Annotated in this window: 17 protein-coding genes; 13 read left to right on the plus strand and 4 right to left on the minus strand. The window is 70.6% G+C overall.

The features are described from left to right. The first annotated feature begins 121 nt into the window (after positions 1-121). Genes ABD366_RS06445 through ABD366_RS06465 form a run of 5 tightly spaced genes read left to right on the plus strand, consistent with a single transcriptional unit; the run spans position 122 to position 6,272 of the window. The gene (locus ABD366_RS06445; protein ID WP_324774485.1) at positions 122-1,390 is read left to right on the plus strand and encodes an extracellular solute-binding protein; all 1,269 of its coding nucleotides are present in this window, start codon (positions 122-124) and stop codon (positions 1,388-1,390) included. Positions 1,391-1,439: 49 nt separating this feature from the next. Then, positions 1,440-2,408: a carbohydrate ABC transporter permease gene (locus ABD366_RS06450; protein ID WP_324774487.1), complete on the plus strand. Its 969-nt coding sequence runs from the start codon at positions 1,440-1,442 to the stop codon at positions 2,406-2,408. Continuing rightward, positions 2,405-3,241, plus strand: a complete 837-nt coding sequence (locus ABD366_RS06455; protein ID WP_324774490.1) for a carbohydrate ABC transporter permease — start codon at positions 2,405-2,407, stop codon at positions 3,239-3,241. Before ABD366_RS06450 ends, ABD366_RS06455 begins: the two co-directional genes overlap by 4 nt. A gap of 35 nt (positions 3,242-3,276) precedes the next feature. Continuing rightward, positions 3,277-4,842 (plus strand): beta-N-acetylhexosaminidase, encoded by a 1,566-nt coding sequence (locus ABD366_RS06460; RefSeq protein ID WP_324774492.1) that lies wholly within the window; start codon positions 3,277-3,279, stop codon positions 4,840-4,842. Next, positions 4,839-6,272 carry a cellulose binding domain-containing protein gene (locus tag ABD366_RS06465; RefSeq protein ID WP_324774494.1) on the plus strand — a complete coding sequence of 478 codons (1,434 nt, stop codon included), beginning with the start codon at positions 4,839-4,841 and terminating at the stop codon, positions 6,270-6,272. Before ABD366_RS06460 ends, ABD366_RS06465 begins: the two co-directional genes overlap by 4 nt. Before the next feature lie 291 nt (positions 6,273-6,563). Here the strand turns inward: ABD366_RS06465 and ABD366_RS06470 are convergent, their stop codons facing one another. Both ABD366_RS06470 and ABD366_RS06475 read right to left on the minus strand, forming a co-directional pair. Then, positions 6,564-7,061, minus strand: a complete 498-nt coding sequence (locus ABD366_RS06470; protein WP_324774496.1) for a hypothetical protein — start codon at positions 7,059-7,061, stop codon at positions 6,564-6,566. Between the two features lie 47 nt (positions 7,062-7,108). Then, positions 7,109-7,906 (minus strand): alpha/beta fold hydrolase, encoded by a 798-nt coding sequence (locus ABD366_RS06475; protein ID WP_324774498.1) that lies wholly within the window; start codon positions 7,904-7,906, stop codon positions 7,109-7,111. Positions 7,907-8,072: 166 nt separating this feature from the next. Here ABD366_RS06475 and ABD366_RS06480 point away from each other — a divergent pair, with 166 nt between their 5' ends. From ABD366_RS06480 to ABD366_RS06510, 7 genes are all read left to right on the plus strand, one after another. Continuing rightward, complete coding sequence (locus ABD366_RS06480; RefSeq protein ID WP_324774500.1) at positions 8,073-12,392, plus strand: discoidin domain-containing protein; 4,320 nt, start codon at positions 8,073-8,075, stop codon at positions 12,390-12,392. Positions 12,393-12,516: 124 nt separating this feature from the next. Further along, entirely contained in the window at positions 12,517-13,551 is a 1,035-nt protein-coding gene (locus ABD366_RS06485; RefSeq protein WP_324774503.1) for an aldo/keto reductase, read from the plus strand. Between the two features lie 62 nt (positions 13,552-13,613). Continuing rightward, positions 13,614-14,360, plus strand: coding sequence for a Clp protease N-terminal domain-containing protein (locus ABD366_RS06490; protein ID WP_324774505.1), 747 nt, complete (start codon positions 13,614-13,616; stop codon positions 14,358-14,360). Between the two features lie 82 nt (positions 14,361-14,442). After that, on the plus strand, positions 14,443-16,065 hold the full coding sequence (gene pgm / locus ABD366_RS06495) for a phosphoglucomutase (alpha-D-glucose-1,6-bisphosphate-dependent) (RefSeq protein WP_324774507.1): 1,623 nt from the start codon (positions 14,443-14,445) through the stop codon (positions 16,063-16,065). A 259-nt stretch (positions 16,066-16,324) separates the two neighbouring features. Next, positions 16,325-16,867, plus strand: a complete 543-nt coding sequence (locus tag ABD366_RS06500) for a flavin reductase family protein (RefSeq protein WP_324774509.1) — start codon at positions 16,325-16,327, stop codon at positions 16,865-16,867. A 308-nt stretch (positions 16,868-17,175) separates the two neighbouring features. Then, positions 17,176-19,017 (plus strand): asparagine synthase (glutamine-hydrolyzing), encoded by a 1,842-nt coding sequence (gene asnB / locus ABD366_RS06505; protein WP_324774511.1) that lies wholly within the window; start codon positions 17,176-17,178, stop codon positions 19,015-19,017. A 129-nt stretch (positions 19,018-19,146) separates the two neighbouring features. Next, the gene (locus ABD366_RS06510) at positions 19,147-19,536 is read left to right on the plus strand and encodes a VOC family protein (RefSeq protein ID WP_324774513.1); all 390 of its coding nucleotides are present in this window, start codon (positions 19,147-19,149) and stop codon (positions 19,534-19,536) included. Between the two features lie 60 nt (positions 19,537-19,596). Here the strand turns inward: ABD366_RS06510 and ABD366_RS06515 are convergent, their stop codons facing one another. Further along, complete coding sequence (locus ABD366_RS06515; RefSeq protein WP_324774515.1) at positions 19,597-19,833, minus strand: hypothetical protein; 237 nt, start codon at positions 19,831-19,833, stop codon at positions 19,597-19,599. 84 nt (positions 19,834-19,917) lie between these two features. Then, the gene (locus ABD366_RS06520; protein ID WP_324774517.1) at positions 19,918-23,091 is read right to left on the minus strand and encodes a bifunctional cytochrome P450/NADPH--P450 reductase; all 3,174 of its coding nucleotides are present in this window, start codon (positions 23,089-23,091) and stop codon (positions 19,918-19,920) included. 242 nt (positions 23,092-23,333) lie between these two features. Here ABD366_RS06520 and ABD366_RS06525 point away from each other — a divergent pair, with 242 nt between their 5' ends. Beyond that, positions 23,334-23,996 (plus strand): PAS domain-containing protein, encoded by a 663-nt coding sequence (locus ABD366_RS06525; RefSeq protein WP_324774519.1) that lies wholly within the window; start codon positions 23,334-23,336, stop codon positions 23,994-23,996. The last annotated feature ends 45 nt before the right edge of the window (positions 23,997-24,041 follow it).

A 24,041-nucleotide genomic window follows, 5' to 3' on the forward strand; every position in this document is an offset into this window, starting at 1 on the left:
ACAACTCCCCCCAGTTTCCTGGGGGGTTGACGCGCCCAGTGGTCTATGCCAGCTTTCTCCACCACCAGAGGTCACCTGACCAGTTGGTCAACTGGTCAGGTCAGGCGCCCAGAGGTGAACCGTGAAGCTCCGTATGCTCGCCGGTCTGTCCGCGCTCGTCGCGGTCGCCGGGCTCAGTGCCTGCAGTTCGTCCGGCTCCGGTGACGAAGCCGGTGGCGGCGGGCGGTCCGGTATCGATGTGTGGCTGATGCGCGACAGCGTCTCGGCCGATTTCCAGAAGCAGTTCGTCAAGGGGTTCGAGGCCGCACACCCGGACATCGACGTACGGGTGCAGATCCAGGAGTGGGACGGCATCGGCGAGAAGGTCACGGCCGCGCTGGCCAGCAACGACGCGCCCGACGTCATCGAGACCGGGAACACCCAGGTCGCGCAGTTCGCGCAGAGCGGCGGCCTGCTGGACCTGACCGACAAGGTCGGTGCGCTCGGCGGCAAGGACTGGCTGAAGGGCCTCGCCGAGCCGGGCGCGTACGAGGGCAAGCAGTACGGCATCCCGTACTACGCGGCGAACCGGGTCGTCATCTACCGCAAGGACCTGTTCGAGAAGGCCGGCGTCGACGCGGCGTCGATCAAGACGCGTGATCAGTGGGTCGCCGCGACGAAGAAGCTCAACAAGGGCGCGCAGCAGGGCATCTATCTGCCCGGCCAGAACTGGTACACGTACTCCGGGTTCGTCTGGGACGAGGGCGGCGACCTGGCCACCGGGTCCGGCGACAAGTGGCAGGGCACGCTGGACACGCCCGAGGCGCTGCGCGCGATGGCCTTCTACGAGAAGCTGCAAGCCCTCGGCAAGGGCCCCAAGGACTCCGACGAGGCGCAGCCGCCGCAGGCCGAGGTGATGGCCAAGGGGCAGGTGGCCCAGGTCATCAGCGTGCCGGGCGGCGCCAACGTCGTCACCCAGAACAACCCTGATCTCAAGGCCAAGTTGGGCTTCTTCCCGATCCCCGGGAAGACCGCCGACAAGCCCGGCGCGGTGTTCACCGGCGGCTCCGACCTGGTGATCCCGACGGTGTCGCAGCACCACGACGCGGCGTTCACCTTCGTCAAGGAGCTGACCGGCGAGGAGTGGCAGAGGAAGCTCGCCGTCGCCATGAGCTACGTACCGAACAGGACGACGCTCGCCGGCGCGGTCGCCAAGGACCCGGGCGCCTCCGCGATGGCGGTCGGCGCGGCGGTGGGGCACGCGACGCCGAACACGCCCGGCTGGGCCGCCGTCGAGGCCAAGAACCCGATCAAGGACTACATGACGGCCGTCCTCGCGGGCGGCGATCCGGCGCGGGAGGCGAAGAAGGCGTCCGACGCCATCACCTCGGCGATGAACTCCGGGTCCTGACCGCGCCTTTCGAGAAGATCCCCGCGAACCGACGAAAGGAGTGTGCGCCGTGTCGGTCGTCCGCGAGCGGACCGCGCCCCGCCCCCTCACCCGACCGCCCCGGCGCCCGCGGGGCCCGGCCCGCCGCGCCACCATGTCCGGCACCTGGCCGTACCTGCTGGTGGCGCCCGCCGTCCTCGGCATGCTGTACCTGCTTCTCTACCCGCTGGGCCGGGCGGTCCTGATCTCCTTCCAGGACTTCGGTCTACGTCAACTCATCCTGGGTGACGCGCAGTTCACCGGGTTCGACAACTACACGACGCTGCTCTCCGACCCCCGGTTCTGGACCGTCGTGCGCCGCACGTTCCTGTTCATGGCCGTCGACGTCGTCCTGATCATGACGCTGTCGACGCTCGTGGCGCTGATGGTGGAGCGGCTCGGAAGGATCTGGCGGACGGCGGTGCTCAGCGCGCTCGTGCTGACGTGGGCGATGCCGGTGGTCGCGGCGACGACCGTGTTCCAGTGGCTGTTCCACTCGGAGTTCGGGATCGTCAACCACACCCTGACCGGCCTCGGGTTCTCCTCGTTCGAGGGCTATCCGTGGCTGGCGCACGGCCCTGCGGCGTTCGCCATCCTGGTGACGCTCGTGGTGTGGCAGTCGGTGCCGTTCGCCGCGATCACCCTGTACTCGGCGCTGACCACGGTGCCGTCCGAGCTGTACGAGGCCGCGCGTATCGACGGCGCGTCCGGCCCGCGCATCTTCCGCTCGATCACACTGCCCATCGTGCGGCCGATCTTCATGCTGGTGCTGTCGCTCGAGGTGATCTGGACGTTCAAGGCGTTCGTCCAGATCTGGGTGATGACGCGCGGCGGACCGGGCGACGCGACCACCATCCTGCCGGTGTACGCCGTACAGACGGCTCTCTCCGGGCAGCGCTACGACCTGGGCTCGGCGGCGTCGATGGTGACGGTGCTGCTCATGTCCGGCGTGCTCGTCGCCTACTTCCGCCAGATGTTCCGCCAGGAGGGCGAGCTGTGACGACTTCGCGCACGCTGCGCCGCCTCCCGCTCCATGTCGCCGCGACCGTCACGGTGGTCGTCTGTCTCTTCCCCGTCTACTGGATGGTCACGACGGCCTTCAAGCCGAACCGGGACATCCAGTCGGACCACCCCCGACTCCTGCCGCGGAGCTGGACACTCGACCACTTCGAGCGGGCGATCCACGCCGATGGGTTCGGCCTGTTCTGGCGCAACAGCGTGCTCGTGACGCTGGGCGCGGTGCTGCTCGCCCTGGTGGTGGCGCTCGGCGCGTCGTTCGCGGTGGCGCGGATGCGGTGGCGGGGGCGGCGGCAGTTCATGCTGATGGTGTTCGTCGCGCAGATGGCCCCCTGGGAGTCGCTGATCATCCCGGTCTACATCATCTCGCGGGACACCGACATGCTGGACCGGCTGCCGACCCTGACCCTCGTGTACTTCATGATGACGCTGCCGTTCACCATCGTGGTGCTGCGCGGCTTCATCGCGACGATCCCCGCCGAGCTGGAGGAGTCGGCGCAGGTCGACGGCTGCACGCGGACCGGCGCGTTCCGGCACATCGCGTTCCCGCTGCTCGCGCCGGGCCTCATGGCGACCTCGCTGTTCGGCTACATCACGGCGTGGAACGAGTTCGCGTACGCCAACTTCCTCATCATCAAGCAGCAGGACCACCGGACGCTGCCGGTGTGGCTGTCCTCGTTCCACAACACGTTCGGCACCGACTGGGGCGCCACGATGGCCGCCTCCACGCTGTTCGCGCTGCCCGCCCTGGTGATCTTCCTGGTGTTGCAGCGGCACGTCACGTCCGGTTTCGCGGCCGGCGCCGTCAAGGGCTGACCCGCCCGCCCGAGCACCTTGTCCGGAGGTCCGCAGTGCCCGCACACCGCCCCTCTCTGCTCCCGCTGCCCACCCAACTGTCCTACCGTCCGGGCCACTTCACCCTCCGGGCGGACACGACGCTCCGGGTCTCCCCCGGCGCCGAACCCGCCGCCCTTCTGCTCCGTACGCTGCTCGCGCCGGCCGCCGGGCTGCCACTGGCCGCCGCGTCCGACGGGCCGTTCGTACTCGCCCTCGACCCTCAGCTGGGCGGCCTGGGCGAGGAGGGGTACGGCCTGACGGTCGCGCCGGACGCGATCCTGCTGCGGGCCGCCCACCTCACCGGACTGCTGCGCGGCATCCAGACTCTGCGCCAACTCCTGCCGACCGAAGCCCTGTCGAGCACCGCGCAGGCGGGGATCGCCTGGCGTGTGCCCTGCGCGGAGATCACCGATGTGCCGCGGCACCCCTGGCGCGGGTTCATGCTCGATGTGGCACGGCACTTCCAGCCGGTGTCCCTGCTGCGCCGGTACGTCGATCTGCTCGCCCTGCACAAACTGAACGTGCTGCATCTGCATCTCACCGACGACCAGGGCTGGCGGATGCCCGTCGCGGCGTACCCACGCCTGACCGAGGTCGGCGGGCGGCGCGCCGAGTCCATGGTCGGTCCCTCGGGGAGCCGCCACTTCGACGGACGCCCCCATGAAGGGGCTTATACGCGGCGGGAGTTGACGGGCCTCGTCGCCTACGCCGCCGCGCGCGGGATCACTGTCGTGCCGGAGATAGAGATGCCGGGGCACGCACGGGCCGCGCTCGCCGCCCACCCCGAGCTGGGCACGGTGCCCGGGCGGCGCCTGGACGTATGGACCCGATGGGGCGTGTGCGAGACCGTCCTCGGGGTCCACGAGCCGGTGTTCGACTTCTGCCGCACCGTCCTCGACGAGGTCCTCGACGTGTTCCCGTCGCCGCATGTGCACATCGGCGGCGACGAATGCCCCACCACGGAGTGGGCGGCGAGCCCGGCGGCGCGGGAGCGGGCCGCCGCCGAGGGGCTGGCCGGCACGGCCGCGCTGCACGGCTGGTTCCTGGGCCGCGTCGGCGAGTTCCTGGTCGAGCGCGGCCGTATCCCGACGGCGTGGGCGGAGACCGGCGAGGGGCTCCCGCCGCACTTCACGGTCATGACGTGGCGCGACCCCGAGCACACCCGCATCGCCCTCAAGCGCGGCCACGCCGTGATCAGCGGCCAGCACCGGGCGAGCTACCTGGACTACGCGCAGTCCTACGCCCCGACCGAACCGCAGGCACAGCCCGGCGCCGTGGTCGACCTGCGCGCGGTCCACGACCACGAACCGCCGGACGACACCGGCGCGGCCGGCCGGCTCCTCGGTATGCAGGCGCAGTTGTGGACCGAGTTCGCCGCGCGCGCCGAGCACGTCGACCGTCTGGCCTTCCCCCGGCTGTGCGCGCTCGCCGACCGCGCCTGGCACGGCTCCCCGTCCTGGCCCGGCTTCCGTGAGCGGCTCGCCGCGCACATGTCCCGGCTCGCCGCACTCGGTGTGCGGCACGGGCCGCTCGATCCGCACGTCCCCGTCCCCCACCGTTCCGGAAAGGAACCGTCATGAGGAAGAGCGTCGCGAAAAGGACCACCGTCACCAGGGCCGTCACCTGCGCCGCGGCCGCCACGCTCGGCTGCGCGGGCCTGTTCGCGCTCCCGTCGAGCGCGTCCGCGGCCGTCGGCGACCTGACGGTGCAGTACCACACGGGCAGCACCGGCAGCGATCAGGCCGAGCCGTGGCTGAAGGTCCGCAACCCCGGCAGTACGAGCGTCCCGCTCAGCGGAGTGAAGGTCCGCTACTACTTCAAGGCCGATGCGGGGAACCCCAGTTACCGCTTCGCCTGCTCATGGGCCGTCAAGGGCTGCTCCAACATCACCGGCACCTTCGGCACGCTCACCCACCCGACGGCCACCGCCGACCGGTATCTGGAGATCGGCTTCACGTCCGGCGCCGGGTCCCTCGCCGCGGGCGCGGACACGGGCGATCTGCAACTGCGCTTCCACCGCTCCGACTGGCGGCCGCTGAACCAGGCCGACGACTACTCGTTCGGCGCGGCGCAGGCGGCGTACGGGAACTGGTCGAAGGTGACCGCACAGCTCGACGGCGCCGTCGTGTGGGGCACGGCGCCCGAGGGCAACGATCCGACCGATCCCACGGACCCGACCGACCCGACGGATCCGCCCGGGGACGGTGCCACGCTCTTCGACGATTTCAACTACAGCGCCCACAACGACCCGAAGATCGCGGCGCACGGCTGGAGCGTGCGCTCCAACTCCGGCGGCCCCGGTGTACCGGGCGCGACCTGGGCGCCCGAGAACGTGACGTTCCCCTCCTCCGGCGGCAACTCGGTGATGAACCTGGAGACGTCGACGTCCGGTACGGGCAGCAGCACGGAGCAGACCGAGGTCCTCACCAAGGCACTGAAGTTCAAGAACGGGACGTACGCGGCGCGCGTGAAGTTCAGTGACGCGCCCAAGAGCGGGCCCGACGGGGACCACCTGGTGCAGACGTTCTTCACCATCAACGACCTCAAGGCCCCGATGGCGGACGACTACGCCGAGTACGACTTCGAGTATTTGCCGAACGGAGGCTGGGGCGAGCCGTCGAACATCCTGTACACGACGTCCTGGGAGACCTACAACCCGGATCCGTGGCAGGCGGTGAACCAGCACACGGAGAGCCGGCAGAGCTACGCGGGCTGGCACGACCTGGTGCTCACCATCGACAACAGCACCATCCGGTACTACGTCGACGGGCAGCTGTTCGGCACGCACGACGCCGCGTATCTGCCGGAGCGGCCGATGTCGATCAACTTCAACCAGTGGCTGATCGACCTGGCGGGCCAGACGAGCACCAGCCCGCGCGCCTACGACCAGCAGGTCGACTATGTGCTGCACGTCAAGGACCAGGCGCTCACTCCGGCGCAGGTGGCCGCGAAGGTGACCGCGTACCGCTCGGCGGGCACCACGTTCGAGGACACGGTCCCGGCGTCCTGAGCCCGGTGTTCCGAAAGGCAGGCCCTGACGGGGACGGGGAGTCCACGCGCCCCACACGCGCGGACTCCCCCGGTGGTGCTTCCCCTCCCCAAACCGGCCGCCGCGGGAGTCGGCGGCCGTCCGGGCCAGAGTCTGCCGTGGGCGGGCCGGGAACTCATCCCGCACCCCCGCCTTTCAGTAACATTGTGTGTTGAATCAGTGGCGAGAAGTAACGGAAGCGGAGTGCCGGAACCCTTGTGGGAGGCCGGGACCGGGGGTGCGTAACCCGCCGTCTGGCTTGATCCGGCGCTCTCAACTAAGGCCGGATTCCCCCTCCGGCAAGCGCTCTCCGCACCGGCTGCAGAACCGCGCGCCGGGGTCCTCGGCGGCCCGGCCGCACTCCGTGCAGACGCGCGGCAGCAGACAGGGCGCCTCGCCGCCCTCGGCGGTCACCGCGGTGGCGGCCCGGCCGATCGTCATGCCGGGCCGCCTGCGGTGCGCCGTGATGTAGACGAGTCCGTCGTCGCCCGAGGTGACGGCGCGCCGCTCGCCGCGCGGCACGAACACCAGGGTGCCGGGCGCCAGCGCCTCGTCCTGGTCCGCCCGGCGCAGGACGCCGTGGCCCTGGACGACGACGAGCAGGACGTCGAGGTCGTTCTCGACATACGCCTCGCCTCGCACGCCGGGCCGTACCCGGATGACGTTGGCGTCGAGCTGCCGGGCCGCGCCCTCCAGGCGCCACATGGCTCCCGATGCGGCCGGGTCGGCCGACCGCAGGAGCTCCGCGAGCAGGACATGGGCAGCGGGCATCGTGATCGTTCCTTCGTCGGGGGCCGGGCGCACGGCAGTGGCCTCGTTCACCGCACCGTATCCGGCCGTGCGTTCAAGAAGTCGACGACCGGGGGCGTCGCCTCGTCGGCGAACTCCTCGAAATAGGCGTGCCGGCCGCCGGGGATCAGCACGAGGCGCGCGCCGGGGATGCGCTCGGTGAGGAGCGGCGCGTTGGCCGTGGGGTTGAAGTCGTCGTCGGTGCCGTGCACGACGAGGGTGGGCGCGGTGATGCGGGGCAGCGCGCCCCAGGCGTCGTGCCGGGCGCTGGCCCGCAGATGGCGGCGGCGGGCGTGCGCGGGCATCGTCGGGTCGCCGAGGGTGTGGAACGGTCCCGGGTGCGTGGCGACGTACTCGGGCGTGTACATCAGGTCGAGCAGCGCGGCGCGGGAGACGTCCGGGTCCGGGTCGGCGAGCGCCTTGCGGACGGCCGCGCCGCGCTCGACACCGTGCGGCGCGCCCGGGGACGTACAGCCGAGGACGAGGCGGTCGACGCGCGCGGCGTGGTCGGCGGCGAGCCGCTGCGCGACGCGGCCGCCCATGGACGTGCCGTACACATGGGCGCGCTCGATGCCCGCGTGGTCGAGCACGGAGACGACGTCGCGGGCGAAGTTCTCGATGCTGTACGTGTCCGTGTCCGGGCGGTCGCTCCCGCCGGTGCCGCGCCAGTCCGGGACGACCGTCGTGAAGGCCGCGGCGAAACGGTCGAGCACCGGGTTCCACCAGCGGCGGTTGTTCGACTGGCCCGCCAGGAGCAGCAACGGGGCGCCGCTGCCGCGGACTTGGTAGTGGAGCGCGGCGCCGTCGGCCGCCTGTGCGTGGGGCATGATCCACGATTCTCCCTCATCGCAACTACCTCTGCGCAAACGGTGGACTCAACAACATCGTTCTGCAATTCTCCAACAACTGAACGCAAGAACCTGATGTTCGTGTGTGTATCGATTCTTGAGAACACTCGCTTCACTGCGCCAGGGGTGCAGGGACAGGGGCAGCATGATCGGACAGTCATTGCTCAGATCCGGACGGCGGGACGGACGGCGGGACGGACGGCGCGGCCTCGTGGTCGCGTTCCTCGCGCTCGCCCTGGCGTTCCTCGGTCTGCCGGCTCTCTCGGCGCAGGCGGCGGGCGGCCCGAACCTCGCCGCGGGCGCGCCGACCAAGGCGAGCAGCGCGAAATCGGGGTTCGAGGCGGCCAAGGTCGTCGACGGCAACGCCTCGACGTATTGGGAGAGTTCGGGCTCCGACCTGCCGCAGTGGGTGCAAGTCGATCTCGGCGCGGCGGCCCGCGTCGACGAGGTGGTGCTGCGTCTGCCGGGGGCGTGGGAGAGCCGGAACCAGACCCTGTCGGTGCAGGGCGGCGCGGACGGCACGACCTTCGACACGTTGAAGCCGTCGGCGTCCTACGCCTTCGCGCCGGGCTCGGCCAACACCGTGACGGTCTCGTTCGCGGCGACACAGACCCGCTACGTACGGATCGTCGTGAGCGCCAACTCCGGTTGGCAGGCGGCCCAGTTGTCGGAGCTGGAGGTGCACGGCGCCGGCGAGTCCTCGGTGAACCTGGCGCGCGGCAAGACGTTCACGGCGAGCTCGACCACGCAGACGTACTCGGCGGCGAACGCCGGGGACGGTGACGCCGCCAGCTACTGGGAGTCCCGGAACGACGCGCTGCCCCAGTGGGTCCAGGTGGACCTCGGCGCGTCGGTGCGTGTGAACCGCCTGGTGCTGCGGCTGCCGCCGACGTGGGAGACCAGGACGCAGACGCTGACGGTGCGCGGCAGCACGAACGGCACGGACTTCCAGGATCTGGTCGCCTCCAAGGCCTACGAGTTCACCGCGTCGGGCGGGCAGTCGCAGACGCTGTCGCTCGACACGGTCACAACGCGCTATGTGCGGGTGCTCGTCACCGCCAACACGCGTCAACCGGCGGGGCAGTTGTCCGAGTTGGAGGTGTTCGGACCGGCGACCGGCGACACCGAGGCGCCCGGTGCGCCCAGCGGCCTCGCCTACACCGAGCCCGCGACCGGGCAGATCAAACTGACCTGGAATGCGGCCACGGACAATGTGAAGGTCACCGGGTACGACATCTACGCGGACGGGACACTGCGCGCGTCGGTCGACGGTTCCACCCTCACCTACACCGACACCCAGCCGGCGTCGGCGACGCTCACGTACTTCGTGCGCGCCAAGGACGCGGCGGGAAACCAGTCCGCGAACTCCAACTCGGTGACCCGCAAGGGTGATTCGGGTGACACGCAGGCGCCGACCGCACCCGGGAACCTGGCCTTCACCGAGGCGACCAAGGGCCAGGTCAAGCTGACCTGGCAGGCCTCCACGGACAATGTGAAGGTCACGGCCTACGACCTCTACGCGAACGGCACTCTTCTCAAGCCGCTGGCCGGGGACGTCACTTCGTACACCGACACGCAGCCCGCGTCGGCGACGGTGACGTACACGGTGCGCGCCAAGGACGCGGCGGGCAACCAGTCGGCGAACAGCAACGCCGTGACCCGTAACGGCTCCACGACGATCGGGGCGAATCTGGCCGTGGGCAAGCCGGTCACGGCGTCCTCCTCGACGCAGACGTACGTCGCGGAGAACGCGGTCGACGACAGCACCAGCACGTACTGGGAGGGCGGCGGCTACCCGAACACCCTGACCGTGCAGCTCGGTTCGAACGCGGATGTCTCCTCGCTCGTCCTGAAGCTGAACCCGGACGCGGCGTGGGCCACGCGCACCCAGAAGATCGAGGTGCGGGGCCGTGAGCAGGGGGCGTCGGACTTCACGACGCTGGTCGCGGCGAAGGAGTACACGTTCAACCCGTCGAGCGGGAACACCGTGACGGTGCCGGTCACCGCGCGCGTCGCCGACGTACGTCTGGTCCTCACCGCCAACTCGGGCGCTCCGGCGGGCCAGTTGGCGGAGTTCCAGGTGCTGGGCGAGCCCGCGCCCAACCCCGATCTCCAGGTCACGGGCATCACGTCGCAGCCCGTCTCGCCGGTGGAGTCCGACAGGATCACGCTGTCGGCGACGGTGCGCAACGCGGGCAGTGAGGCGAGCGGGGCGACCACGCTGGACTTCAAGCTCGGCTCGGACAAGGTCGGCTCCGCCTCCGTGGGCGCGCTCGCGGCCGGGGCGTCGGCGACCGTGAGTGCCGACATCGGGGCGCGCGACGCGGGCACGTACCAGGTCGGCGCGGTCGTCGATCCGGGCAACAAGGTCATCGAACGCGACGAGGGCAACAACGCCTTCACGAGCCCGACGGGCCTGGTCGTCAAGCCGGTGACCAGCTCCGATCTGGTGGCTGCACCCGTGTCCTGGTCGCCGAGCGCGCCGGGCGAGGGTGACACGGTGACGTTCTCGGCGGTCCTGAAGAACCAGGGCAACCAGGCCAGTGCGGCGGGCGGCCACGGCATCACGCTCACCGTCGCCGACTCCGGCGGCACGGTCGTGAAGACGCTCACCGGCTCCTACGACGGGTCGATCGCGGCCGGTGCCTCGACCGCGCCGGTCAAGCTCGGTACGTGGACGGCGGGCAAGGGCAAGTTCACGGTGAAGACCGTGATCGCCGCCGACGCGAACGAGCTGCCGGTCAAGCGTGACAACAACACGTCGTCGCAGCCGCTCTTCGTGGGACGCGGCGCGAGCATGCCGTACGACACCTATGAGGCGGAGGACGGCACGGTCGGCGGCGGCGCGAAGGTACTCGGCCCCAACCGCACGGTCGGTGACCTGGCGGGCGAGGCCTCGGGCCGCAAGGCCGTCACCCTCGACAGCACCGGCAGCTACGTCGAGTTCACCACCAAGGCGCCGACGAACACGCTCGTCACCCGCTTCTCGATACCGGACGCGGCGGGCGGCGGCGGGCGGAACTCGACGCTGAACGTCTACGTCGACGGCAAGTTCCTCAAGGCCATCGACCTCACGTCGAAGTACGCGTGGCTGTACGGCAACGAGACCGGCCCCGGCAACGCGCCGAGCGCGGGCGCGCCCCGACACATCTACGACGAGGCGAACCTGCTGCTCGGGCAGACCGTGCCGCAGGGCAGCAGGATCCGGTTGCAGAAGGACGCCGCGAACGACACCACGTACGCGGTCGACTTCGTGAGTCTGGAGCAGGCGGCCCAGCTGCCGAACCCGGACCCGGCGGCGTACGCCGTGCCGGCCGGATTCTCGCAGCAGGCCGTGCAGGACGCCCTCGACAAGGTGCGGATGGACACGACGGGCAAGCTCGTCGGCGTGTATCTGCCGGCCGGTGACTACGAGACGTCGAACAAGTTCCAGGTGTACGGGAAGGCGGTGAAGGTCGTCGGCGCCGGGCCGTGGTTCACGCGGTTCCACACGCCGTCCTCGCAGGAGAACACGGACGCCGGATTCCGCGCGGAGGCGAGTGCGAACGGATCGACGTTCGCGCACTTCTCCTTCTTCGGGAACTACACGTCCCGGATCGACGGCCCGGGCAAGGTCTTCGACTTCTCGGACGTCGCGGACATCACCATCGACGACGTCTGGAACGAGCACACGGTGTGCCTGTACTGGGGCGCCAACACCGACCGGGTCACCATCAAGAACTCCCGGATCCGCAACACGTTCGCCGACGGCGTCAACATGACGAACGGCTCGACGGACAACCACGTCGCTAATAACGAGTCCCGGGCGACCGGCGACGACAGCTTCGCACTGTTCTCGGCGATCGACGCAGGTGGCGCGGACGAGAAGAACAACGTCTTCGAGAATCTGACGTCGCTGCTGACCTGGCGGGCCGCGGGCCTCGCCGTGTACGGCGGCTACGACAACACGTTCCGCAACATTCTCATCGCGGACACGCTCGTCTACTCCGGTGTCACCATCAGCTCCCTGGACTTCGGGTATCCGATGAACGGGTTCGGCACCGGCCCGACCGCCCTGGAGAACACCTCGATCATCCGCTCCGGCGGCCATTTCTGGAACGGGCAGACCTTCCCCGGGATCTGGATGTTCTCGGCGTCGAAGGTGTTCCAGGGCATCCGGGTCAATGAAGTCGACATCGTCGATCCGACGTACAGCGGCATCATGTTCCAGACCAACTACGTAGGAGGCCAGCCACAGTTCCCGATCAAGGACACGATCCTGACGGACGTGACGATCACAGGCGCACGCAAGAGCGGCGACGCGTACGACGCCAAGTCCGGTTTCGGCCTGTGGGCCAACGAGATGCCGGAGTCGGGCCAGGGCCCGGCGGTCGGTGAAGTCACCTTCCACAACCTCAAGTTGAACGACAACGCGGTGGACATCCGCAACACGACGTCCACCTTCAAGATCAACCTGCAGCCGTAGTACGCGGCAGCGTTTCACCCCCTTCGGCGCCTAAAGGAACCTCGGTTCCTTTAGGCGCCGTTCTCCTGCTACAGTCACCTCACGAACTAACGGGACTACTGAACCGTTTACGAGGGAGACCGTCATGGAGTACCGCCAACTCGGGGCCTCGGGCCTGAAGGTTCCCGCGCTCAGCTTCGGAGCCGGGACCTTCGGAGGGCAGGGCCCCCTCTTCTCCGCCTGGGGCAGCGCCGGGATCGACGAGGCCCGGCGCATGGTCGACCTGAGCCTCGACGCGGGCGTCACCATGTTCGACACCGCCGACGTCTACTCGGACGGGGCGTCCGAGGAAGTACTGGGCGCGGCGCTCAAGGGCCGCCGCGACCAGGCCCTGATCTCCACCAAGGCGGCACTGCCGACCGGCGAGGGACCGTACGACGCCGGAGTTTCGCGCTCGCGCCTGATCAGGTCGGTCGAGGCGGCGCTGCGCCGCCTCGACACCGACCACATCGACCTGTTCCAACTGCACGCCTACGACGCGAGCACGCCGATGGAGGAGGTCCTGTCGACGCTCGACGACCTGGTCGGGGCGGGCAAGATCCGCTACACCGGCGTCTCCAACTACTCGGGCTGGCAGCTGATGAAGGGGCTCGCCGAGTCGGAGAAGCACGGCCGGCCGCGGTTCGCCGCGCACCAGGTGTACTACTCGCTCGTCGGCCGCGACTACGAGTGGGAACTGATGCCGCTCGGCGTCGACCAGGGCGTGGGCGCCGTCGTGTGGAGCCCGCTGGGCTGGGGGCGGCTCACAGGCAAGATCCGGCGCGGGCAGCCGCTGCCGGAGAACAGCCGACTGCACCGGACCGCGCAGTTCGGACCGCCCATCGAGGACGAGCACCTCTACCGCGTCGTCGACGCGCTCGACGAGATCGCCGAGGAGACCGGGAAGGCCGTCCCGCAGATCGCGATCAACTGGCTGCTGCGCCGGCCCACCGTCTCCTCGGTGCTCATCGGGGCGCGCAACGAGGAGCAGTTGAAGCAGAACCTGGGCGCCGTCGGCTGGGAACTGACGCCCGAACAGGTCGCGAAGCTCGACGCGGCGAGCGAGGTCAAGGTTCCCTACCCGTACTACCCGTACCGGATCCAGGACGGGTTCCGGCAGCTGAATCCGCCGACGGTCTGAGGCTCAAAAATGACTGTCAACCCGAGGTTGACGCCCTCCTACTGTCAACCTAAGGTTGCCTCATGGCTACTCCACACGGAACGACGCAGCCCATCCGTCTCGACGACCTCATCGCAGGCATCAAGAAGGCCCACGCCCAGCCGCTCGAACAGCTCGAGGACGCCGTCATCGCGGCGGACCACCTCGGCGACGTCGCCGACCATCTGATCGGGCACTTCGTCGACCAGGCCCGCCGCTCCGGCGCCTCCTGGACCGAGATCGGCGCGAGCATGGGGGTGACCCGGCAGGCGGCCCAGAAGCGGTTCGTCCCGAAGGCCGCCGAGGCCGACCTCGACCCGAGCCAGGGCTTCAGCCGGTACACGGTCCGCGCCCGCAACGTGGTGGTCGCGTCGCAGAACGAGGCCCGCGCCGCCAACAGCGCCCAGATCACCCCGGCCCATCTCATCCTCGGTCTGCTGCACGAGCCGGACGCGCTCGCCGCCAAGGCGATCCTCGCGCAGGACGTCCTGCTCGACACCGTGCGCCAGGCCGCGACCGCGGCGCTGCCGCCCGCGACCGAGGACATGCCGGCCCTGGTGCCGTTCGACGCGGGCGCCAAGAAGTCCCTGGAGCTCACCTTCCGTGAGGCCCTGCGGCTCGGCCACAACTACATCGGCACCGAGCACATCCTGCTCGCGCTCCTCGAGCACGAGAACGGCTCGGGGCTCCTCACCGGGGCGGGCATCGACAAGGAAACCACCGAGGCACATGTCCTCGCGGCCCTCGCCGCGCTCACCGAGGCTGCCGAGGAGGTGGGCGGGAAAGACTGAAGTACCCACCGCGAGATGGCACAGGGCCGGCGGGGCGCGGTGTCCGCGGACGTCCCATAGACGCAGGTGGGACACTGTCCGCATGACTGACCGCTCAGGAACCCCCGCCAGGCCGGACGATCTCGTCGACCTCGACGAGCTGGTCGACGCTTATTACACGAGGGAGCCCGACGTCGCGCGCCCCGAGCAGCGCGTCGTCTTCGGCACGAGTGGCCATCGCGGCTCCAGCCTCGACGGCGCCTTCAACGAGAAGCACATCGCGGCGATCACGCAGGCCATCGTCGAGCACCGCACGGCCGAGGGCATCACGGGTCCGCTGTTCATCGGCCCGGACACGCACGCCCTCTCCGCGCCCGCGCTCAAGACAGCGCTCGGTGTGCTGGCGGCCCATGGTGTACGCGTCATGGCCGACACGCACGACGGTTTCGTACCGACGCCCGCGCTCAGCCACGCGATCCTGCGCTGGAACCGCGAGGGGCCGGACGACCGCGCCGACGGCATCGTCATCACACCGAGCCACAACCCGCCGCGCGACGGCGGCTTCAAGTACAACCCGCCGCACGGCGGCCCCGCCGACTCGACGATCACGTCATGGATCGCACAGCGCGCCAACGAGCTTCTGGAGGACCCGAGTTGGGCGGCGCGCACGGCCGATTCACCGGCCGCCGAGCGCTACGACTTCCGTGAGGCCTACGTCGAGGACCTGCGGAACATCATCGATGTGGACGCCATCCGGCAGGCGGGCGTGCGGATCGGGGCCGACCCGCTGGGCGGCGCGAGCGTCGACTACTGGTCGCGCATCGCCGAGATGTACGAGCTGAACCTGACCGTGGTGAACCCGGCGGTCGACCCGACCTGGCGCTTCATGACGCTCGACTGGGACGGCAAGATCCGGATGGATCCGTCGTCGGCGCCCGCGATGGCGTCGGTGCTCGCGCGGCGCCACGACTACGATCTCCTCACGGGCAACGACGCGGACGCCGACCGGCACGGCATCGTCACCCCGGACGCCGGTCTGATGAACCCGAACCACTATCTGGCCGTCGCCATCCACTACTTGTTCTCGCACCGGCCCCAGTGGTCGGCGTCGGCGGCAGTCGGCAAGACACTCGTGTCGAGCGCCGTCATCGACCGGGTCGCCGCCTCCCTCGGCCGCGAGCTGGTCGAAGTGCCGGTCGGGTTCAAGTGGTTCGTGCCCGGCCTGGTGGACGGCTCGGTCGCGTTCGGCGGCGAGGAGAGCGCCGGGGCGAGCTTCGTCCGCAAGGACGGCAGCGTCTGGACGACCGACAAGGACGGCATCCTGCTGGCCCTCCTCGCCGCCGAGATCACGGCGGTGACGGGGAAGACGCCGTCCGAGTACTACGCCGAACTCGCCGCGGAGTACGGGGCGTCGGGCGCCGCGTACGCCCGGATCGACGCCAAGGCGACGAAGGAGCAGAAGGCGCGCCTGTCGAAGCTGACGGGGGACGCGATCACCGCGGACACCCTGGCCGGCGAGCCGATCACCGCCCGGCTGAGCGAGGCTCCGGGCAACGGGGCGGCGATCGGCGGCGTCAAGGTGACCACGGAGAACGCCTGGTTCGCGGCGCGGCCCAGCGGCACCGAGGACGTGTACAAGATCTACGCCGAGTCGTTCCGCGGGGCCGAGCACCTCGCGCAGGTACAGAGCGAGGCACAGGCGATCGTGGACGCGGCGCTCGCCTGACAGGCGCGGCACCGGCTCTCAGCCGCGGGCGGTCTCCGGCAGGCCGGGGACCGCCCGCGACCGAGCCCAGCACGTAGCTGTGCGGGTGTCGTTCTAGCTGCTCGCGGGGCAGCCTGCCCGTGAGCACGCGTCCTCCGGGTGCGCGGGGACGGGTGACCGAGCGTCGGCAGGGCGTCTACGCGAGCAGTGCGCGCGGCCACTGTTCGTGCGGGACGTGGCACCGGGCGTGCGGGCCCTGTCGGTGAGGTCGGGGGCCTCGATGTCCTCGGCGTGGGCCTTGGGCCAGACCCTGGTACTGGGGCTCGGCGCCGACGGACAGACCGCACAGAACCTGGCCGCGCGTCCCGACCTGGTGGTCGGCCTGCCGGGGCCGGGCCTGTGGCAGTCGGTCGAACGGCTGGCCCCGCTGACCGGCCGCAACCCGGTGCCCGCCACGAAGCCGCACGGCTGCCGCTTCGAGCCGGACAAGTTCGTGGCGGCGGGGCTGACTCCACAGCCGTCCGTCACGGTGCGCCCGCCGCGGATCGCCGAGTGCCCGCTGCAACTGGAGGCGCGGGCCGTAGACGTACGGCACGACGCGGGCGGGGACTTCGTCATCATCGAGGCCGCGGTGCGCCAGGTGCACGCCAGCTCCGACATCGTCGTACCCGGCACCGACCACATCGACCCGGTGGCCTGGAGCCCGCTCGTCTACAACTTCCGCCACTACTTCGGCCTCGGCCCCGAACTCGGGCACACGTACCGCAGCGAGACGGCCGACAGGACCCGGACCGGCGTCGGACAGCGGCGACGGCAGGATTGATCAAACCTTTGCCGTTGGCCGGATCGTACTGGTCGCCCGAGGCAACTGAAGTCAACGCCCCCGTCGGACAAGGGATTTGCGAAGGGGATCATTGCGGCCCGGCGGTCGGCGCGCGGCCGAAACCCTCCGGGTCGGCCGGTCGGCCGCGTTACGGCGACGTTGACCGGGCCCGCCGCCATGACACACGCTCGACATATAGATGCCGTGTACAACCGACTCGGCCCCGGGCTCCACCCCGCCTGCTCCCAAGCAGGTCAGCGGGGCCCTGTCCGGCTGTCCACGGTGGAACGTGAAGCAGGAGGAAGCGTATGTGTGGCATCACCGGCTGGATCTCCTTCGACCGTGACCTGCGGGCCTCGGCCGACGCGTTGCATGCGATGACGCAGACGATGGAGTGCCGCGGCCCCGACGACCGCGGCACCTGGATCGAGGGTCCGGCGGCGCTCGGACACCGCAGGCTCGCCATCATCGATCTGCCCGGCGGCCGGCAGCCCATGACGGCGACGACACCGAGCGGCACGATCGCTCTCGTCTACTCGGGAGAGACGTACAACTACACCGAACTGCGCGCCGAACTCGTCGCCCTGGGCCATGAGTTCAGGACCGACTCGGACACCGAGGTGGTGCTCCGCGGCTACCTCGAATGGGGCGAGGAGCTGCCCGGGCGACTCAACGGCATGTACGCGTTCGCCGTGTGGGACGGCCGCGTGGACAAGCTGCTGATGATCCGCGACCGGATGGGCATCAAGCCGTTCTACTTCTACCGGACGGCGGACGGCGTGCTGTTCGGCTCCGAGCCCAAGGCGATCCTCGCCAACCCGCTCGCCAAGTCCCGCGTCACCCTGGACGGTTTCCGCGAACTGTTCACGTTCGTGAAGACTCCGGGGCATGCCGTGTGGGACGGGATGCACGAGGTCGAGCCGGGCACGGTCGTCACCGTCGACCGTTCCGGGCTGCGCAGCCGCGCGTACTGGACGCTGGAGACCCGCGCGCACACCGACGACCGGGACACGACCATCGCCACCGTGCGGGAACTGCTCGACGACATCGTGCGCCGCCAGCTCGTCTCGGACGTGCCGCGCTGCACCCTGCTGTCGGGTGGTCTCGACTCGTCCGCGATGACGGCGATAGCGGCGCGGCAGCTGGCGGAGCGGGACGAGAGCGTCCGCAGCTTCGCTGTCGACTTCGTCGGCCAGGCGGAGAACTTCGTCGCGGACGAGCTGCGCGGCACCCCCGACACCCCGTTCGTGCACGACGTGGCGCGCCTGGCCGGTACCGACCACCGCGACATCGTGCTCGACTCGCACGCGCTGGCCGATCCGGAGGTGCGGGCCCGGGTGATCCGGGCGCGCGACATCCCGGCGGGCTTCGGCGACATGGACGCCTCCCTGTACCTCCTCTTCCGCGCCATCCGCGAGCACTCCACGGTCGCGCTCTCCGGCGAGTCGGCGGACGAGGTGTTCGGCGGATACCTGCAGTTCTTCGACGAGGACGCCCGCAACGCCGACACGTTCCCGTGGCTGGTGCAGATGGGCCGGCACTTCGGTGACGACGCCGACGTCCTCCGCCCCGACCTGAGCAAGCGTCTCGACCTGGCGGGTTATGTCGCCGACAGCTACGCGAACGCGGTGCGCGGCATCCGGCGCCTCGACGGGGAGAGCGATTTCGAGTACCGGATGCGGCGCATCTGCCACCTCCACCTGACCCGGTTCGTACGGGTGCTGCTCGACCGCAAGGACCGGGCCAGCATGGCGGTGGGCCTGGAGGTGCGCGTGCCGTTCTGCGACCACCGGCTCGTGGAGTACGTGTACAACACGCCCTGGGCGCTCAAGTCGTTCGACGGCCGCGAGAAGAGCCTGCTGCGCGAGGCGACCGCGGACGTGCTGCCGCAGTCGGTGTACGACCGGGTCAAGAGCCCCTACCCCTCGACGCAGGACCCGAAGTACGCGATCGCGCTCCAGGACCACGCGAAGGACCTGCTCTCCCGTCCCTCGCACCGCGTCTTCGACCTGGTCGACCGCGACCGCGTGGCCCGCGCCGCACAGCGCGACACACCGCAGATCACCCAGTCCTCCCGCCGCGGCCTGGAGCGCACCCTGGACCTGGCCCTGTGGCTGGACATGTACAACCCGGAACTGGTCCTGGACTGACCCCAGGCCCACCACGCGCACTGGCGGACCGGCCCGCGGTGTGCCTACTATCCGCGGCAGCATCGCGTGCCGGTCACCGTCCGGGTGAGGCATGGAGGTGCCGGAGTTGCCCATCGGAGGCAATCCATCGTGTCGGTCCAGCTCAACCACACCATCGTGCACGCCCGGGACAACCGGGAATCCGCCGAGTTCCTCGCACACATCCTGGGACTCGAGGTCGGGGCCGAATGGGGCCCGTTCGTCGCACTCGACCTGAGCAACGGCGTGACCCTGGACTTCGCGTCCATCCCCGCCGAGTCCATCGTGACGCAGCACTACGCCTTCCTCGTCACCGAGGACGAGTTCGACGGCATCTTTCAGCGCATCAAGGACGCCGATATCACGTACTACGCGGATCCGCACGGCAAGCAGCCGGGTGAGATCAACCACCACGACGGCGGTCGTGGCGTGTACTTCATGGATCCGGTGAACCACGGCATGGAAGTCATCACCCGTCCCTACGGGGGCGGCGACAACTGAGAGACGGGTGACGGGGCCGCGTCGACGACGCGGCCCCGTTCCCTACGTCCGCTCCCTCGCTCAGCGGAAGTCCGTGACGTGCAGGACGAGGTACACCGTCCCCACGATCAACGCCACCAGTCCCAGCACCCCGAGGCCGAGAGCCGTCCGCCGGGCCGGACGGCAGGCCAGTTCGGCGTCCTCCTGACGCACGCTCGCCGAGCACGGCAGCGCCGCGAGCCCATACGTCACCAGACCGGCCGTACCGAGCGTCAGGCCGAGTCCGAGCCACGTCACACCCGCGGACATAAGGGACATAGATCTGATTCTGCGTCCATTGCGGCGATCCCGCTAGCCCGGCGGGAAAGGGCCGAACGGGTGCAACCGGCCGCGGGCGTGGGGTCAGCCGCCGTACACGTCCTCCACATAGCGCCCGTCGGCGACGAGTTCGGCGAGCCACTGCTCGGCCGCGGTTGCGTCAGCGCCCGGGACGTGCTTGCGGTAGAGGTCGCGGAACGCGGCGCGCACCCCCGGAGCCATCCTGGCGCCGTCCCCGCACACGTACACCCGGGCGCCGGCGTCGAGCAGTTCCCACAGTTCGGCGCCCTCGGCGGCGATGCGGTGCTGCACGAAGGCGTGTCCGTCGACGGGTGCGTCACTGAAGACCGGGCGCAGGGAGATCGCCCCGGCGGCATCGGCGGCGCGCAGCTCGTCGGCGTGCAGCAGGTCCCGCTCCGGGTGGTCGCAGCCGAAGTAGACGAGGCCGGGCGGGAGGTGGGCGCCCGACGCCGTACGGTCGAAGCGCTCGGCGATCGCGCCACGGAACGGCGCGAGACCCGTGCCCGCCGCGATCATGACGACCGGCCCGGGCGCGTCGTGCCGGATCCGGAAGGCGTCGCGGCACGGCTGGACGCGGCCGAGCACGGTGTCGCCGGGCCGCAGGGCCGCCAGATGGGTGGAGCCCGTACCCCGGTAGCGGCCGTCGCCGGACGCGGCGGGCGCGTCCAGGACGGACACCATCAGGTCCACATGGCCGGGGAGCACGGCGGGGCTCGACGAGACCGAGTAGTGGCGCGGCTTCAACGGCGGCAGCAGGTCGAGGAGTTGCGTCCAGGTGAGGACGGAACGCAGAGCCGGGTGGGCCTCGACCAGTTCGACGAATGTACGGGGGTCGTCCTGGGGCAGCGCCTCGAGCGCGGCGGCCTCGGGCGGGCAGGGGTTCGCCGCGGCGAGCACGGCGACCTGCTCGGGGGTCGGCCGGTGCTGCAACTCGACGTGCCGGGCGAGGAGTTCACGTACCGTCAGCGGCCGGTCGACGGCGATGGCGTCGCGGCGGGGCCGGTCGGTGCGGATGTCGAGCACGGTGTCCGGGTCGAGGCCGAGCGCGCGCACGGCCCGGTCGACGAGGGCGGGTTCGTGCGCGGGCAGCACCGTGAGGTGGTCGCCGGTCCGGTAGGTGCCCCCGTCCGGCAGCGCGAGCCGCAGGAACCGCTTGGCGCGCGGGTGCTCCGCGGCCGTGAGGTCGTACGCCTCGGTGACGGTCAGCGGGGCGAGCCCGTGCCGGGCGGCGGCAAGGTCCAGCGGGCCGCCGGTGATCTCGCGGATCTCGTACGCCGCCGAGGGCGCGGGTCCCGCGTCGGTGGCGCCGGGGTCGCCGTACCGCTCCAGGAGCGCGGCGCGCAGGCCCGTGGTGAAGGTGCGCACGGTGCCGGTCAGGTCACCGGAGGCGTCGGCGGCGGCGCGCTCGCAGAGCCGCTCGGCGCCGAGCGCGGCGAGGCGGTTGTCGATCCGGGTGGGGACGTGCTGGTAGGTGGCGGCCCAGTTCCGGTCGCCGACGCCGAGCACGGCGTACACCGCTCCGTCGAGGGAGCCGTCCGCGGCCCGGTCGAGCTGCTCGACGAACTCCCGGGCGTCGTCGGCCGGTTGACCGTTGTAGGAGGCGGCGACGACGATCACCGGCTGGTCTGTGGGCAGCTTTTCGGCGTAGGTGTCGAGCGGGGCGACCTCCGTCGCGCAGCCGAGGGCGGATGCTTCGTCGGCGAGCTGTTCGGCGAGGCTCCGGCAGGTGCCGTAGTTGCTGCCGTGCAGGAACAGGGCGCGGGTCCCGGCCCTGACCCGTACCGGCAACCCGGCCACGTCGAGGACCTGTTCCGGGGCCGCGGTGTGCCCGGGCAGCGGGAGGTGGCGCCGGTCGGACGGGGTGCGCGGGGCGAGCGTCAGGGTGAATCCGTCCGGCTTCATGGTGAGGGTCTCCTTCACCGTGAGCCGGTAGTCGGCGTGGTCGCGCAGCCGGTAGCGGTGCACCAGCATCGCGAGCAGCATGGTGGCCTCGTGGAGCGCGAACTGCCGCCCGATGCAGGCGCGTTCGCCGGTACCGAAGGGCTTGAAGGCGTGCGGGGAGCGGGCCGCCTCGGCGTCGGGCGTGAACCGGTTCGGGTCGAACCGCTCCGGGTTGTCGCCCCAGACCGGCCGGCGGTGCAGCATCGGGGCGAGCACGGTGACGCCCTGTCCGGCGCGGACGGGGACGCGTCCGCCGAGCAGGGTGTCCTCGCGGGCCTCCCTGCTGAACGCCGCCGCCGTGGGCCACAGGCGCAGCGCCTCGTTGAGGACCTGGCGGGTGTAGGTGAGCCTGCCGACCTCGTCGAAGTCCGGCTCGGGGTCGGCGGTGTCGCCCCAGAGGTCGTCGACCTCGCGGCGGACGAGGTCGAGGACGGCCGGGTTCTTGGCGAGGTAGTACAGGGCGAAGGACATCGCGCCGGAGGTCGTCTCGTGTCCGGCGATCAGGAACGTGATGACCTGGTTGCGGATGTTGGCGGCGTCCAGGGTGCCGCCCTGCGGGTGCTCGGCGGTGAGCATCAGGCCGAGCAGGTCGTCGGTGTGCTGCTCGCCGCCGCGGACCCGGGCTGTGATGACGTCGTCGACGACCTGGGCGAGGTAGTCGGCGTCGGTGCGGAAGGCGGCGTCGGCCGCCGAGTGGTCGCCGCCCGGGGTACGGGCGAGGCGCTTCATGCTCCACTCCAGGCAGCGCACCATGGACTCGACGAACGGGTGCGGTTCGCTGCCCTCGAAGGACCCGAAGTCATAGCCGAACCCGGCGAGCCCGATGGTGTCGAGCGTCATCCGGGTCATGTCGCCGGGCACGTCCACGGGGCTGCCGTCGTGGGCGGCGCGGTCCCAGGTGTCGACGAGGCGGCGCGCGACGCGGTACATCACCGGGTGGTAGGCGCGCATCGAGCCGAGGGCGAAGGCGGGCATCAGGATGTCGTGGGCGCGGGCCCAGTTCGGCTCGTCGTTGTAGGCGGTGAACAGGCCGTCGGCGGCGAAGGCGCGGACGTTCTCCAGGGCGGGCCCGATGTGCTTGGCGAAGCGGGTCTCGTCGGCGAGTTCGGTGACGAGGTCCAGGTCGGCGACGAACAGGGCGTCGCGGCCGTGCAGACGGCGCACCAGGGCCGGGCCGTGCTCCCGCATCAGGCCCATGACCTGCTGCAACGGGGCCGCTCCCGGCCCGGTGGCGGAGATGTCGATGAGCGGCACGCCGTAGGTGGGGGACGGCGGGAGCTGCGTGGGGTGCGGCATGGTGCGGCAACTGCCTTTCGAGGGTGGGGGGATCGGCGCCTCCAGCTTGCGCCCGCTCCCCCGCCCGTCCGCGCCACCGCACTACATGATTGTGTAGTGAGGGAACGGCACGGCGGGCTTGTGCCGGGAGCGGGTTCGTGGGTGGCGCGGCACCCGCATCGGCGCGGGCCTCCGTCGGCGCGGATCCCCCATCGGCACGGACCCGTGGCCGGACGCGGTCGGGAGAAGGAGGAGCAAGCACGGTGGACGCGGTGGTGTGGCGCAATCGCGCGCTGGTCCTCTTCGACCGCATACCGATGCCGGTCGCGGTCTGCGATCCGTACGGGGTCGTGCGTCTGGCGAACGCCGCGCTCGCCGCCGAGTGGGGCACGACGCCGGGCCGGCTCAAGGGCCGCGAGCTGCTGCACCTGTTCGCCCCGAGCGACGGGACGCAGGTCGACCGGATCGTCGAGGCCCTCAAGCTGCGGCGCCGCTCGCGCTACGCGGTGGCGGTGACCTGGCGGGGCACCGACGGGACCGGCCGCAGCGGGGAGCTGATGGTCGACCCGGTGAGCGAGACCCCGAACGCGCTGCCCGACCTGCTGGTCATGCTGCGGGTGACGGGCGAGGCCGCACCGCACCCGGCGGCCGGACCCGCGCCGCTGCATCCGAACGAGGAGCGGATCCTCGCGCTGCTCGCCGCGGGCGCGACGACGGCACGGGCGGCCCGTGAGACGGGCCTGACGACCGACGGGGTCACCTACCACCTGCGCCGCCTGTCGCAGCGGTGGGGCGCGGCCAACCGCACCGAACTGGTCGCCCGCGCCTACGCGTTGGGCGTACTGGAACCCGGGGTGTGGCCGCCCCGGGTCAGGTCGTCCGGGCCGGGCACCGGCGCGCCGGACGGGACTCCGCCGGCTCTGTAGGCGGCGCGGCCTGCGGCAGCCGCCCGCGCCGAGGTGGTGCGCGGC

This window comes from Streptomyces kunmingensis (assembly GCF_039533535.1).
GTDB lineage: Bacteria > Actinomycetota > Actinomycetes > Streptomycetales > Streptomycetaceae > Streptomyces > Streptomyces kunmingensis.